This window comes from Luteimonas sp. A277 (genome assembly GCF_054052045.1).
The window spans coordinates 1-541 of the sequence record NZ_JBSVRG010000033.1 but is presented as its reverse complement, the minus strand read 5'-3'; the positions used below and the strand labels follow the sequence as shown (position 1 = coordinate 541).

The 541-nt window shown below is 68.6% G+C and carries 1 pseudogene; it reads right to left on the bottom strand.

The window, feature by feature from the left end:
- A pseudogene (locus tag ACW7G2_RS14050) lies at positions 1-507 on the bottom strand (hypothetical protein); the annotation flags it as partial.
- Between the last annotated feature and the right edge of the window lie 34 nt (positions 508-541).

Below are 541 nucleotides of genomic sequence, written 5' to 3'. Positions count from 1 at the left end.
GCCTTGTTCGAACGCGCTCGCTCCGGAGCCCATGGCCGTGGCGTAGTCGCCATCCGCCATGGCATCCGAGCCGGCCGCAGTAGCCTCATCGCCCTGGGCGAAGGCCTCACCCTCACCCGTGGCGCGGAAGTACTGGTTATAGGCGGTCGCATCTTCCAGCTGGTCGAGGTTCACCGCATCGGTGCCCTCGGTGCCTGCTGCCACATTGGCAATCTGCCGCTCGTTGCCGGCCGAACCCACCGACACCGTGTTGGCACGATCCGCCTCCGACTCCGCACCCAGCGCCACGCTGTTGGCCGCCGCGGCATTGGCCAGGAAACCCACCGCCGTCGAGTCGTCGGCCTGCGCGTAACTGCCGCTGCCCAGCGCGGTGGAACCATCGCCGTCCGCATAGGCCAGCGTGCCCAGCGTCGTCGACTGCACACCGGTCGCCTCGGCCAGCGTGCCCACGGAAGTCGCGCCAAGCTCCGTTGCCCAGGCACCGTTGCCCAAGGCTGTCGACGCCACCCCACTGGCTTCCGTCGTCTGGAGGATGAAATCC